Here is a 14754-nt window from a genome sequence, read left to right as displayed (position 1 = left end):
TCGTCAATGATTGAATTAGACCATCATCAGCGTTTGTATACCGACCTCACTTTTTACTGTTTACATAAAACTGTGATTCACTTGATATACATGTTTAAACGCGAGTGATTCAATGATTTATTAAATATGAGGAGGTGTAGGGAGACGTTGAATCATTATTTTAAATCACTACTTGAATTTAATTCTATGAAAGTCGACGTGAAGAAAGGCTTTCGTCAAGGTATGTTAATGTTTGTCCCTCTAATAATAGGTTATTTAGTTGGACATTTCATGACAGGGTTGTTAATTGCAACAGGAACTTTGGCACATATTTATGTGTTTGGTGGTACTGCACAAGCGAAATTACGTATTGTAATATTTTGTACTTTAGGGCTTTCATCTGCAATGGCGTTAGGCTCCCTTACTGCTAACCAACCTATTATATTTGGGTTACTCTTATTAGTCATATCTGTTGTAGCGTATTTTATTTTTAGTACCTTTAAAATACCGGGACCATCTTCTATATTTTTCATCGTCGCATATAGTTTACCGACTAATTTCCCTGTAGCACCTGAAGAAGCATTATATAGAGGTGCTTGTATGTTTACAGGTGGTGTATTAGCAACGATTGTTGTCGCTTTAGTCATTTTATTTTCAAGAGAATCTGCAGAAATGAAAGCTGTGCAAAATGACTTTAATATGATTAAACAATTGGTTTATAACTTTGATGATCCTAAAGCATTCGCAAAAGCTTCACAATTTGCAGTTTCTACCTTTAGAACTTCAGATGACCAATTGATGACATCAAGCATTACTAACTTTAAGACATCCCCTCGATTTCAACGTTTATTATTACTACATAATACTGCACAAGGGATACATTCTGACTTATTAGAGCTTAATGAAAGTGGTGCAAGACCGCTTCCAAATGATATTAAAAAGATGACAGACTTTGTGATTAAACTTGTTTTTGCTAAAGGTCAAGTCAATAATCGTTGGAATCAAACGATTGATGTTGGTGATGAATATAAAAACTTAGTGGATAACATATTTAAAGTAGATGTAATTATGAACGCTTCCGATGAACGTTTAGCCCATGAAGTGGATATTCGTATGCCAATATATGGCCATCGATTGTTAATGAATTTAAACTTAGAATCAATTGTCTTTAGAAATACTTTACGTTATATCGTTATTATGGCAATTTCGATTATGATTGCACTGCTATTTGATTTTGACAAGGCGTATTGGGTGCCTTTAAGTACACATACGATTTTGACTGGTACGCACACTTTACACAGTTTCGAACGAGCAGGCGCCAGAGGTATCGGAACGATTGTCGGCGTGTTAATACTATCCCTCATTTTACTCGCACATCCACCTATACCAGTGGCTATTCTATTATTAGCGATTTCGGCAGGTATTACAGAAATGATTGTTGGTGCTAATTATTCATATGGCGTGATATTTGTCACGTTACAAGTACTATTGTTAAACGGTTTAGCCTCAGGGCATTTAACGATACTCAATGCATTACCTAGGGTAGTAGATGTGATTACAGGAATTATTATTGCTGTGGTTTGTTTACTATTTATAGGACGTAAGACATCCTCATTGATGCTTCCAAAAACATTGGCCGAAGTTACGAGACATGAAGCGCGATTGTTTCATTATATTTTCTCTAGTAATCAATATGATTCTTTAAAAGAAGACAAAAAAGAAATGTTGAAACTCAGCGTGCACTTAAATAACATGATTCAAATGTATAACAGTGCTAATGGTGAATTATCGAGTGATAAGAAAGAACTGCAATATTATTATCCAAGTATTTATGCCTTGGAAGAAATGAGCTTTATTTATACGCGTGCATTAAGTAATGAGAAAAGGTATTTCGTAGATGATGAAACGATGGGAAGATATTTACTCATCTTCGAAAATATTGCAAAACACTTTGAAAGAGGTACACATATTAAACCTTTAGAGGTGCCCGCATTACCTCAATACACATATATCCGAACAACATTAAAAAACATACAAAATAACTGTATTAAAGAACGATAATTTAAGATGGATGTAGGTTAGTCATTTCATGCTATTTGAAATGTTCTGTAGCTTACGTCCATCTTTTATATTGTGAAACAACGCATTGGGTGAAAAGATCGATTTAAGGGTAAACAATCAAAGACATATTAAAACGAAGGAGGATTCATCATGCCTTGGACAATGAATGACTATCCACAAAGTTTGAAAAACTTAGATCAGTTAGAGAGAAAAAAAGCGATAGATATTGCGAATGCCATGCTCAAAGATGGTTATGAAGAATCAGAGGCGATTCCAATTGCGACGAAACAAGCGGAACAATGGTATAAAGACGCTACTAAAGAAGAAAAAGAAGAGTTAAAGAATAAAAAAATAACGCAACATGATAAAGATGAAGATGCTAACCCTGAATTGAATGATAAGGACGTACATGTGTATTTTGAAGATGATGTTTGGAAAGTGAAAACAGATGGTGCTAAACAAGCCTATGCGACTTTCGACAAAAAAGAAGATGCAATGAAACGTGCGAGAAATACTGTAGATAATAGATCGACAGAGATTATTGAACATAAAAAAGACGAGTAATATAGGTCAATATGAGCTGAATTGTTACCGATCCACCTTAAGCAACTTATCGTTCTTAAGGTGGATTTTTGTGTGATTACTGACTTTTGGGCTGTTATAATTTAATGTTTAATACTAATTTCGATATAATAATAAATGGTTAGTATAAAAATGGAGGCACAAAAGATGTATGTCGAACGAAATAATTCCCAAAATGTTGAAGACTTAAAGGCAGACTTTAGAGAGAATTTTGGAGAATTTACAAGTTCTGAAGCGGCATTTGAATCATTGATCGGTTTTGTTTCTTTAGAACAACTATATTCTTCAGCATTAAAGGAAATTAGTACAAAACTTGATATATTAGATGATCATTTCCAACAAATGTATAAACATAATCCAATTCATCATATGGAACGTCGCGTGAAGGAAATGCGTAGTTTAATGAAGAAATTAAAACGTAAAGGGTTACCCATTTCAACTGAAGCGGCAAAAGAGCATATTCAAGATATCGCTGGTATCAGAGTTATTTGTAATTACCTTGATGATATTTATATGATTGAGTCGTTATTACTTAAACAAGAAGACGTGAAACTGCTTAAACGTAAAGACTATATTAAAAATCCAAAAGGCAATGGCTATCGCAGTTTACATATCGTCGTAACAGTACCTGTGTTTTTAGCGAATGCAGTAGAGATTGTACCAGTAGAAATACAAATACGTACGATTGGTATGGATATGTGGGCGAGCTTAGAACATAAGATTCGTTATAAAAATAGTACCGATACTGAACAATATAAAACTGATTTACACGAATGTGCAGAAGAAATCACCGCAATCGAAAATAAAATGCAACGTATTCATTCTGAAGTATTCACTAACTAATGTAAGTTAATTTCATATGTTTATGTTCCCTTTATGAATAAGCATTTTCTAAAACTTTAAAGAAAAGGTTGATAGTGACGTTACGTCATTTACTAGACTAAGCCTCAAGGAGGTAATTAAAATGACAACATATCAGACAGGGGAACTTGCTAAGTCGTGTAATGTATCGGTGAGGACCGTCCAGTATTATGATAAAGAAGGGTTGTTACAATCCAATCAACAGGGAAACGATCAACGTCGAATCTTTGATGAAATAAGTAAAGAAAGATTAGAAATCATTATAATTTTGAAGTCTTTAAATTTCGGTTTAAAAGACATCAAAGCGATATTGAATGATGATAATGGTTTAAAAGTTGTGCGTTCGCTTGTCACACAACAAGAAAGACTATTAGAACAAAAACGTGACGAGATCCATGAAACATTAAAGCAAATCCATAAATTTAAGCACTATGTTGGTGAAGATGTAGAAGCCCCGTTACCCAAAATAATCGAAACACATCAACTAATGAATGACAGTGCAACAGAAACACGTTTATTAAAATGTATTGGCAAGCGATTTATACCGTTAGTGTTACTACAATATAGCTCACTGTTAGTAAGTATTTTGAAACAAACATGGAAACCAATATTATATACTTTCCCACTATTGTTCGGCGGTGCAACGTATTTGGCGAATATAATCTATAAAGATTTAAAATATCTTTGTCCACATTGTCAGCAAATATTTAAACCATCATTTACACAATGGGCGAGTGCGAAACATACTCCGCGTACACGTCAATTGACATGTACGCACTGCCATACTCAAAGTCACTGTATTCCAGTTGTTGAGGGCACACATTAATAAGATATTACTCAAAAATGATTTTTATTTCCTATGGAGATAGAAATCATTTTTTGTTTAATATAAAATGTGTATTTTGACACGTCGGGCAGAGTGCTAGGGGTCAAGTTATCAGAAATAAAACATATGACTGTCTAATTTGAAACAGAAATTCATATTGTATAATTAATAACTATGTTTAAGATTTATGTTAAAAAGTGCATAAAACAAACGAATGCAAGCGCTTGCATAAAATAGTGAGTTGTATTACCATACTTGTATACAAGTATTTCGAACGTTAAAGAGGTGATGAATCAGTGGAATTTGAATATCCCGAAAGATGGCTTGAGAATGGCTCGAAAGGTGAATTAATAGCAGCCGAAATTCGACTCATGATCGTCGATGGCAAAATCACTCCAGAAACTTTACTTACTGAAAATCAAATCGCAAAGGAATTTAATGTCAGCCGATCACCGGTGCGTGATGCTTTTAAATTATTGAAGCAAGACCAGCTTATTCATTTAGAAAGAATGGGTGCAGAAGTCTTACGTTTTGATGAAAAGGAAAAAAGAGAGCTCTATGATCTACGTATTATGTTAGAGTCTTTCGCGTTTAATCGAATAGGAGAACAAGACCGTTCATATATTGTTAAAGAGTTGAAAAAACAATTGGAAATGATGAAAGTATCCGTACAGTTTGAAGATGCTGAGTCATTTACACAACACGATATGAAATTTCATGAGGTCACTATATTAACTTCAGGTCATCAATATTTAAAGTCATTTTGGAATAATTTAAAGCCAGTAATGGAAGCACTTATATTATTATCAATGAGAAAAAGAATGCAACATGACCCAAAAGATTTCGATCGAATTCATCATAATCATTCAGTATTTATAGAAGCGGTTGAACAACAAGATCCAGAAAAATTACGACAAGCATTTCATTTAAACTTTGATGATGTAGGCGATGATATTGATAGTTTCTGGTTAAGTAAATGAACTTAATCATATAAAAATGAGGAGGGCGCGCCATGAAATATATGATTGGTGTAGATATAGGGACGACGAGTACAAAGTCAGTGCTCTACGATGAAAATGGTCAATTTATTATGAAACATAATATTGGATATACTTTAAACACACCAAATGTTGAAACTTCAGAGGAAAATCCCGATGAATTATTTGATGCTGTGCTAATGACAGTAAAATATGTCATGCGTGAATCAAAAATAGCTAAAGAAGATTTGAAACTCATTTCGTTTAGTGCACAAATGCATAGTCTCATTGCCATGGATGACAAGCATCAAAGATTAACGGAAAACATTACATGGGCGGATAATCGTTCAGCTCGATATGCAGAAAAATTAAAAAACGAACACGATGGTTTAACTATTTATCAACGCACTGGAACACCGATACATCCGATGTCTCCATTATCTAAAATATATTGGCTGAAACATGAACAAAAAAATATTTACGACCAAACTGCGTTGTTTGCAGATATTAAAACATACATTTTCCATGAATTATTTGAACAATATGTCATTGACCAATCAATGGCTTCAGCTACGGGGATGTATAATTTAGAGTCAATGACGTGGGATAAAGAAGTATTGGATTTATTAGGAATAAAGGAATCACAATTACCAGAAATCGTACCAACGACACATATTTTAAAAGGGATGAAACGACGCTATGCTACTTTAATGGGCATAGATGCAGATACGCCTGTCGTAGTTGGAGCGAGCGATGGTGTATTATCGAATTTAGGTGTGAATGCATTCAAAAAAGGCGAAGTTGCCGTAACGATCGGGACTTCAGGTGCCATTAGAACGGTTATTGATAAGCCACGCACAGACTATAAGGGGTGTATCTTCTGTTATGTATTAACCGAAGACCACTATGTCATAGGGGGACCGGTTAACAATGGAGGCGTCATTTTACGCTGGCTTAGAGATGAAGTGTTAGCAAGCGAAGTTGAAACTGCTAAGCGTTTAGGTGTTGATCCGTATGATGTGCTCACACGTATAGCAAGTCGTGTTAAACCAGGTGCAGATGGATTATTATTCCACCCTTATCTAGCAGGAGAGCGTGCCCCATTGTGGAGCGCTGATGCGAGAGGTTCATTCTTTGGTTTAACTTTATCACACAAAAAAGAACACATGATCCGTGCAGCATTGGAAGGTGTATTATTCAATCTTTATACCGTATATTTAGCTCTGATAGAAGTTATGAATGAAACACCTTCAACAATTAAAGCGACAGGTGGATTTGCCAAAAGTGAAGTTTGGCGTCAAATGATGTCAGATATTTTCGATACAGATTTAATTGTTCCAGAGAGCTACGAAAGTTCTTGCCTAGGGGCGTGTGTATTAGGTATGAAAGCACTTGGGGAGATTGATGATTTCTCTGTTATTGAAGACATGGTAGGAACGACAAATGCACATCAACCTAACCAAGATAATGTGAGTATTTATCAACAACTCGTCTCAATATTTATTAAATTGAGTCGATCGTTAGATGAAAGCTATCATGAAATCTCAAACTTCCAAAGAAATCATATATCAACATAAAGTAACTGTGGAAATCGCAAGAACGTGTAATTCTTGCGTTTCCATAGCAATTTTAAAATAAAAAGAAAGCGCTATCATAATAAGTTTGTTATTAAAATACAACTTATTATTTGCTTTGAAAGGGGAGACCTGTATGTTTGAAACAATTTGGCCGTTAATTACGGTTGTTATAGGGATTATTTTATTATTATCACTCATCATATTTATGAAATTAAATACATTTATAGCATTAATTATTACTTCAATTGTTACTGCAATTTTATTGGGCATGCCTTTAGATAAAATTATTGAAACGATTGAAAAAGGAATGGGTAGCACATTAGGCCATATCGCATTGATATTTGGACTGGGTGCCATACTTGGTAAATTACTTGCAGATGGGGGCGGTGCTACACGAATTGCTGATACATTAATCAATAAGTTTGGACATAAGCATGTACAATGGGCCATGCTAATTGCTGCATTTATTGTAGGTATCGCACTGTTCTTTGAAGTTGGATTAGTCTTATTAATACCACTCGTATTTACAATTGCAAAGCGTGCGAATGTTTCACAACTCAAACTTGGATTACCTATGGTCGTAGCATTATCGGTTACACATGGTTTCTTACCACCACATCCAGGGCCGGTAGTTATTGCGAAAGAACTGAAAGCCAATCTAGGGCAAGTATTACTTTATGGGATGATTATTGCGATTCCGGTAACAATTATTGCTGGACCAATTTTTAATAAAATGGCTGAAAAGATTATTCCTTCAGCTTATCGTCGTGAGGGAGATATTTCAGCTTTAGGTGCGCAAAAAGAGTTTACTGAAGCTGAGATGCCAAGCTTTGGAATTAGTATATTAACAGCTATTTCACCTATTGTATTAATGTTAATTGCTACGATTGTGCAATTGATTACAGGACATGAAGAAGCTAAGAACGGTATCGAAAGTTTTATTTACTTTATTGGTACTGCAGGTACGGCGATGTTAATCGCAGTCTTACTAGCAATGTATACGATGGGATTCAAACAAGGACGTAACAATGCAGAAATCATGGATTCTGTATCAAATGCGATTTACCCAATTGGCATGATGATCTTGATTATTGGTGGTGGCGGTACCTTTAAACAAGTATTAATCGATGGGGGCGTAGGTGATACAATATCTAAATTATTTGAAGGTACTGAGATGTCACCGATTCTATTAGCGTGGATTGTTGCAGCAGTTCTTAGAATTGCACTAGGTTCTTCAACTGTTGCTGCGATTTCCTCCACTGGTATTGTAGTCCCCTTACTGCAATCTTCTGATGTCAACGTTGCACTTGTCGTACTTGCTATTGGTGCTGGTAGTGTTATATTATCTCATGTTAATGATGCTGGATTTTGGATGTTTAAAGAGTACTTCGGTTTAACCGTAAAAGAAACATTCTTAACGTGGTCGTTACTTGAAACAATTATTTCTGTCTCAGGACTTGTCTTTATATTGTTATTAAGTATATTTGTTTAAATAAATTGATAGACCAAGATGTTAGGCCAAGATGAGGTGCTGACATCTTGGTTTTTATCGTTAGTGTTTTGATTACTAGGTTTAAGATGAATATTGACTATTTTGTGAAAATAATCACAAATAGCTTCTCAAAACAATCATGAAGCGTTAATATAAAAGTGTAATAAAGATTAAAGAAAACACGGAGTGACTTATATGAGAAAGGTCATAGAAGAAGTTATCTTTTCAGAAGAAAGTAGTTATGAAATTTACACACATACGGGTGTAAATCAAGGTATTATTAATGACATTAAAGATGGATACAGATGTATTGACTATATAACATTTTCAGATGCGGAGAAATTGTACAACTATGGATTGGAAAAACAACAGCAACTTGTTATAAGTTAAAAAACTGTAACCATCGTTAGTATTGGGGTGGGTTAGTTTTATCATATTTATTTCATAAAACACTCATCTCATGCATGTTTTTCTCCCTAGTATGAATCTCTTTCATGATTTATGCCGCGCCCTTAAGTATCGCTTAGTGCGTTTAGGCTCTTATGCCTAAACAAAAATAGAGCTCTGTGAGGTTGTAATACAATCTACACAGGGCTCTTTTTACTTTTACGATGTAATATATTAAACATAAGCACTAAAGTTTTCTTTAACTTCGTTATAACTATATTCAATATTAAAAATGCTGAGACGTATTTTATCTTCCGATGTGTAAGGAATACGTAGATAATTATGTTTAGAGACAAATGATCTAAATGATTTTTCTAATCGTTTACGTTGTGCAATTTCCATTTTAGTCCATTCTTCTTCAGTAAATAAATCTTCAAATTTAAAATTAAAGCTTGTCTTGTCAATCGTCTCTCTTAATTGGGCAACTCTTTGTTCGAATTCCATATGATACCTCCTATAATCTCACGGTATATATTACATATATACCCATTTTACGTTTTAATATTTTGAACTAGAACAGTCCGTTTAAATCTCAAAGACTGCAGTACCGTTACAGTGATTGTTACAATGAGTTTATAATTAAGATTTTGAGATGAAAGGATGAATGAAATGAAACAATTACAAGGTCAAGTTGCAATTATCACAGGTGCAAGTAGTGGTATAGGTGCTGGCATAGCACAAGAATTTGCTAATCATGGGATTAAGCTTGTACTATCAGGGCGTAATCAAACACGTTTAGATTCAGTTGCTCAACAAATTAAACAACAATCACAAGCAGAGGTCACTACTGTTATAGCTGATGTGACTAAACAAGAGGAGGTTGAACATTTAGTAGCCCAAGCCAAAGAAATTTATGGACAAGTTGATATTTTAGTTAATAGTGCTGGCAAAATGCTTTCCTCTGCTATTAGAGAAGGCGCGGTTGAAGATTGGAATGATATGTTAGATATTAACGTAAAAGGTACGTTATATGGTATAAATGCTGTCTTACCGACATTCCTAAACCAATCCAGTGGACATATCATTAATATTGCTTCAATTTCTGGATTTGAAGTAACAAAGACAAGTACGCTTTATAGTGCTACAAAGGCAGCTGTACATTCAATTACACAAGGTCTTGAGAAAGAGCTCGCTAAGACAGGTGTGCGTTCTACTAGTATCTCACCAGGTATGGTTGATACACCGCTTAGTGGTGGTTCCGATTGGGGCGGACGTAAAAAGTTAGATCCAAAAGATATTGCAGAAGCTGCGATTTACGCATTAATGCAACCGAGTCATGTGAATGTGAATGAAGTTACAGTTAGACCTGTTTAAAACAATTATTTAGATAAATTCATATCATCTGTAATGTTAAAATCACCATGTTCTAAATACTCTAGTTTTGCAGTTAAAATGTTATCAATTTCATTTAATTCATTGATTTTTTTACGAATTTTTTGTTGATATTGTTTTATAAATATTTTGCTTTCGTCGGTTGATAAATTTTGAATTTCACTGATTTGGTTTAATGTAATATCTAGGTTTTTTAAATATTTAACTAATAATAGCCATTTCACGTGTTGTTCAGTATATTGTCTATAATTATTATTGTCACGGAGAATATGATTAAAGACGCACTTTCTTCTAAAGTCCTTTATACATTAGCATTGTCGCAAAAGTTACAAGGAACTTCAGTGACAGCAAATCTGTTCCATCCGGGCTATGTGTCCGACTCGAATTTATTACTTCCAAAATCCAAAATAGGTAAGTTTGGCTATAAAATTTTAATATTCAAAGTCTTTTCAGAACCAAATCCAGATGTTGGTAAGAAATTAGTTCTTGATACGGATTTATCACAAACATCAGGTAAATTCTTTAATGAAAAAAGAGAAATCGTGCCATTGTCAAACAAATATAGTCAAGACAAGATAGATCAAATATTTGCCCATAGCAAACAATTTTAAGATTAAGTTCTTTTATAAAAGGCCGTCAAATACAAAAAAGCGAGGTAGCAATCTAACAATTGCTACCTCGCTTTTTATATAATAAAGAACTATTTTAGTTAATTATTTTCTAAAACTGTTTCGAATTTTTGAGAACCAACTATTTCTAGAGGCAACCGGTACATTTTGTGGTTGAGAAACAGCTTTTTTGAATTTAAGACCTGTATCTATAGATTCTTTCATTAAGTATGCTTGAGAATCTAATGGTGACAAGTCATTTTGTACATAATGATAGTTTCCTTCACTATCTTGATAGCGTCCTTTTTGATTATCTGATAGTTGTAAGTTCATAAAGTCTAGTAGACGTTTAGCAATTTCTCTATCCTCAACAGGGAATAAGATTTCAACACGTTTAATCATGTTACGCGTCATCGCATCTGCAGATGAAAGATAAATCTTTTCATCTCCATTATTATGGAAGTAATAAATACGTGAATGCTCTAGGAAGCGGCCAACAATACTTACTACTTCGATATTTTCACTGACACCAGGGATACCTGGTTTTAAGCAACAGATACCACGAATAATCAACTGTACTTTAACACCGGCACAAGATGCTTCAAATAACTTCAAGATAATTTCCTTATCTGTTAATGAATTCATCTTCATGATGATTTTACCATTACCGTGTTCTTTGTGTGCTTGGATTTCTGTATCTATGCGTTTTAAGAAGATATCACGGATATCAAATGGTGCTACGATAAGTTTGTTGTATTCCGGTTTCATAGAATAACCACTTAAGTAATTGAAGAATTTAATTGCATCTTCTGCGATTTCTTCGTTTGTTGTAATGATACCCATATCCGTGTAAAGTTTTGCTGTCTTATCATTGTAATTTCCAGTACCTAAGTGAACGAATGAAGTTAGCTTATTATTTACACGTTTTACAACAAGTGAAATCTTACTATGTGTTTTTAAGTGCGTCATACCATAGATTACGTGACAACCTGCATCTTCAAGCATTCTCGCCCAGTGTACGTTATTTTCTTCATCAAAACGTGCTTTAAGTTCAACAAGTACTGTGACTTGCTTACCTTTTTCTGCAGCTTCTTTCAAGCTGTTGATAATTGGTGAATCTTTACTTACACGGTATAGCGTTTGTTTGATTGCGATTGTGTTTGGATCATCTGCCGCTTCACGAATGAAATCAACGATAGGTTCGAATGATTCATATGGATGATGGAAGAAGATATCGCGTTTTAAAGATAAATCAAATACGTCATTGTTACCTAATGAACTAGGAATTTGTGGCACATACTTGTTGTATTTTAAATGTTTTAATTTGTTTGATAAATGACCAACTAAATCTGATAACATTGTTAAATCTAACGGACCGTCTAAGAAATAAAGGTCGTTATCATGTACATCTAATTGGTTGATAATCCAAGCTACGTCTTCATAAGTGGCTTGTCGACCATCAACTTCTAAACGTACTGCTGAACCACTCATACGTTCTTTTAAGAAACGTTCTATTTCGATTAATAGATCTTCTGCGCCATCTTCATGTATTGTTAAATCGGCGTTTCTAGTAATACGGAAAGTGAAAGTATTTAACACTTCAAATCCAGTGAATAAATGATTGATAAAGAATGTAATGACATCTTCAATCATTACAATATATTGTTTATCTCCTTCGTTAAATGCTGAGAAACGAGGGATTAAAGAGGGTATTTGAACGATAGCTGAATTAATCGCATCTTCTGTATCGATATCTACGAAGATATTTAAGCTTTTGTTATTTAATTTTGGGAATGGATGGTAAGCGTCAATTCCTAATGGCGTTAAAGTTGGTAAAATATTTGTTTTGAATTCTTTTTCCAATTGTTGTAGTAATGATTCCGGTAGTTCTTCTGGTTTTACGATTTCAACGTTGTGATCTTTTAATTCTTCAACTAATTCGTTATAACGTTTGTATTGTAAATCTACATATTTGCTATTTTTAATTTTAATTTGATCTAGTTGCTCTCCAGGCGTTAATTGAGCCTTGTTCTCTGGCTTGTCGTAACCCATTTTTACTTGATCTTGTAGTCCAGCGACACGAACCATGAAAAATTCATCTAAATTCGAGCTGAAAATAGATACAAAGTTTAATTGTTCAAGTAAAGGGTTATTCTGATCTTTAGCTTCTTGTAATACACGAAAGTTAAAGTCTAACCAACTGAGTTCTCTATTGTTATAATACTGTGGCAAATTTAAGTTGTTTTCTCCCAAATTACTTTGCATAACGCTTTTTACACCTCATTATAGTCTTGATTACATAATTTGCTAAATATAACTTATCATATAAATATTAAGATTTTGTAAAGATTATAGAAAGATCTGCTTTTAGTATTTTTTCGATGTGTTTCTTCTGACGTTGTGCTTGATATTCTTCTGCGATAGGTTCACCAGAACTTTCTACGTATAATGTAAAGTGTTTATCTTCTTTTTCAAGTTTAACCTCTTTAACTGAGTTTGTATGAGAGATATTCATTGCATTAACGAATTTAATGATACCCCCTAAGTATTGTACATTCTCAAGTTCCTTGCCGTGCAACCATTTTGTCTCATGACTATAAAATTTTAATAAAGACTTGTTTTTAAAGCTAGCTAACAATGCAAGTTTAACACGTTCTTCATGTCTAAAACCATCAATCATTGAATTTGCGATAAGATAATACGTATGTGGTGAACTTGAATCAGAATCTATAAAGCTACCTAAATAGTATAAGAAAGCACCGTCGATAAAGAGTTGTTTTTCTTGTTTAGAAACCTCTATCTTCTTTAAGTCTATCAATTGATTTAATAACGATTGTGCTAGTTTCACACGTTGTTCAGCATTCTCTTCTTCAATCCCATATTCATTCGCTAGATGATATAGAGCATCTTTGCGTATATTTTGCTTTTGGAATTCTTTAGGGTAGTGTTCGCTTAACAACTTCATCACATAACCTTCGCGTAATCCCTTACGTGAAAATGTGAACTGTGTTGCACTGATTTTATCAAATAAAGCTTTAAACACTGCAACAGCTGGTAAGATAATGTCTACACGATCTCTACTCAAACCATCAATGTCTTTTAAGTCATCACGTGAGCTTTTTCTAATTATTGAATATACTTCATCAATATCGTCTTCTGACATCGTATAGTTATGAACACCACCAATTGGGTAAGAATGTTCAGATTGATGAATACGTGCAACATTTCGAGCTGATCCACCGATACCGACTAATGAAATATTATGTTTTTTCAACCATGGTAGTTGATCAAATTGTTTTGATAAAAATTTCTCCATCGCTTTGATAGCCGATTTATCATTGTGATCTTTACCTTCAAAGAATTTCTTTGTTAAAGTAACGACACCAAAAGGAAAACTGTGTGCTTCGATTAAATTTTTATCTCTGAATAAAGTTACTTCAGTAGAGCCCCCACCGATATCTACAGATACACCATCCTCTACATCTGTTGTATGTGTGATGGCATAAAATCCATAAAATGCTTCGTCCTTTTCAGGAACAATGGTAATATCAATTTTTAATTCCTTTTTAATATGTTCTATGATTTTTTTACTGTTTGTAGATTGTCTTATTGCGGCAGTAGCAATAGGGTGTAATGCATTTACATTAAATTTGTTAGCAACTTTTTTGAAGCTACGTAATGCTTTAGTGAGTACTTCAATACCTTCTTCATTCATCATAAGATCTTCTGTTAAATATTGACTAAGTCGCGCTGGTGTTTTGATATTTAGTATTTCATTTAAACCTGACTTAGTATCAAATTCAAATATAACAAGCCTAATTGTATTCGAACCAATATCGATTAAACCTATACGTTCCATTTTTGCCTCCTAGAAAATTATGAGGATAAAGTTCATACCGTAAATCTATTACCCTTTTATATTGTATATATTACATGATTTAAAATGATTTGTATGCAATATAAAAGGATATAAACACAAAAAATTAAGTTTAGTAATTCAATTAAGTAAATT

Annotated in this window: 14 protein-coding genes; 10 read left to right on the top strand and 4 right to left on the bottom strand. The window is 33.7% G+C overall.

Annotation, left to right across the window (positions count from 1 at the left end; all coding sequences use genetic code 11):
- Positions 1 to 126: 126 nt before the first annotated feature.
- From QQM35_RS01825 to QQM35_RS01790, 8 genes are all read left to right on the top strand, one after another.
- Positions 127 to 2040 (top strand): FUSC family protein, encoded by a 1914-nt coding sequence (locus QQM35_RS01825; RefSeq protein ID WP_418129016.1) that lies wholly within the window; start codon positions 127 to 129, stop codon positions 2038 to 2040.
- 150 nt (positions 2041 to 2190) lie between these two features.
- Positions 2191 to 2604, top strand: coding sequence for a DUF2188 domain-containing protein (locus QQM35_RS01820; protein ID WP_251517441.1), 414 nt, complete (start codon positions 2191 to 2193; stop codon positions 2602 to 2604).
- 165 nt (positions 2605 to 2769) lie between these two features.
- Positions 2770 to 3465, top strand: coding sequence for a GTP pyrophosphokinase (locus tag QQM35_RS01815; protein WP_251942460.1), 696 nt, complete (start codon positions 2770 to 2772; stop codon positions 3463 to 3465).
- 121 nt (positions 3466 to 3586) lie between these two features.
- Entirely contained in the window at positions 3587 to 4309 is a 723-nt protein-coding gene (locus QQM35_RS01810; protein ID WP_251517446.1) for a MerR family transcriptional regulator, read from the top strand.
- A 296-nt stretch (positions 4310 to 4605) separates the two neighbouring features.
- Positions 4606 to 5289 (top strand): GntR family transcriptional regulator, encoded by a 684-nt coding sequence (locus QQM35_RS01805; RefSeq protein ID WP_251517449.1) that lies wholly within the window; start codon positions 4606 to 4608, stop codon positions 5287 to 5289.
- Positions 5290 to 5321: 32 nt separating this feature from the next.
- A complete protein-coding gene (gene gntK, locus QQM35_RS01800) occupies positions 5322 to 6863 on the top strand; it encodes a gluconokinase (protein WP_342610455.1) in 1542 nt (513 codons plus the stop codon).
- Positions 6864 to 6996: 133 nt separating this feature from the next.
- Complete coding sequence (locus QQM35_RS01795; RefSeq protein WP_251517454.1) at positions 6997 to 8355, top strand: gluconate:H+ symporter; 1359 nt, start codon at positions 6997 to 6999, stop codon at positions 8353 to 8355.
- Positions 8356 to 8550: 195 nt separating this feature from the next.
- Positions 8551 to 8745 carry a hypothetical protein gene (locus QQM35_RS01790; RefSeq protein ID WP_251517457.1) on the top strand — a complete coding sequence of 65 codons (195 nt, stop codon included), beginning with the start codon at positions 8551 to 8553 and terminating at the stop codon, positions 8743 to 8745.
- Positions 8746 to 8976: 231 nt separating this feature from the next.
- On the opposite strand, the gene QQM35_RS01785 is transcribed toward QQM35_RS01790, so the two are convergent.
- Positions 8977 to 9246, bottom strand: a complete 270-nt coding sequence (locus QQM35_RS01785; RefSeq protein ID WP_251517460.1) for a DUF1413 domain-containing protein — start codon at positions 9244 to 9246, stop codon at positions 8977 to 8979.
- Positions 9247 to 9411: 165 nt separating this feature from the next.
- Here QQM35_RS01785 and QQM35_RS01780 point away from each other — a divergent pair, with 165 nt between their 5' ends.
- Complete coding sequence (locus tag QQM35_RS01780) at positions 9412 to 10116, top strand: SDR family oxidoreductase (protein ID WP_251517463.1); 705 nt, start codon at positions 9412 to 9414, stop codon at positions 10114 to 10116.
- Between the two features lie 5 nt (positions 10117 to 10121).
- Here the strand turns inward: QQM35_RS01780 and QQM35_RS01775 are convergent, their stop codons facing one another.
- The gene (locus QQM35_RS01775; protein WP_285813492.1) at positions 10122 to 10403 is read right to left on the bottom strand and encodes a MerR family transcriptional regulator; all 282 of its coding nucleotides are present in this window, start codon (positions 10401 to 10403) and stop codon (positions 10122 to 10124) included.
- Here QQM35_RS01775 and QQM35_RS01770 point away from each other — a divergent pair, their 5' ends adjacent.
- Positions 10404 to 10745: a hypothetical protein gene (locus QQM35_RS01770; protein ID WP_342610454.1), complete on the top strand. Its 342-nt coding sequence runs from the start codon at positions 10404 to 10406 to the stop codon at positions 10743 to 10745.
- A 102-nt stretch (positions 10746 to 10847) separates the two neighbouring features.
- Here QQM35_RS01770 and QQM35_RS01765 read toward each other — a convergent pair whose 3' ends face one another.
- Positions 10848 to 13007, bottom strand: a complete 2160-nt coding sequence (locus tag QQM35_RS01765; RefSeq protein ID WP_251517471.1) for an RNA degradosome polyphosphate kinase — start codon at positions 13005 to 13007, stop codon at positions 10848 to 10850.
- A 67-nt stretch (positions 13008 to 13074) separates the two neighbouring features.
- A complete protein-coding gene (ppx, locus tag QQM35_RS01760) occupies positions 13075 to 14601 on the bottom strand; it encodes an exopolyphosphatase (RefSeq protein WP_251517473.1) in 1527 nt (508 codons plus the stop codon).
- Positions 14602 to 14754 lie beyond the last annotated feature (153 nt).

This window comes from Staphylococcus hsinchuensis, assembly GCF_038789205.1.
GTDB classification, from domain to species: domain Bacteria; phylum Bacillota; class Bacilli; order Staphylococcales; family Staphylococcaceae; genus Staphylococcus; species Staphylococcus hsinchuensis.
Note: the sequence above shows the minus strand (reverse complement) of the source record. Positions and strands in the feature narration are given on the sequence as shown.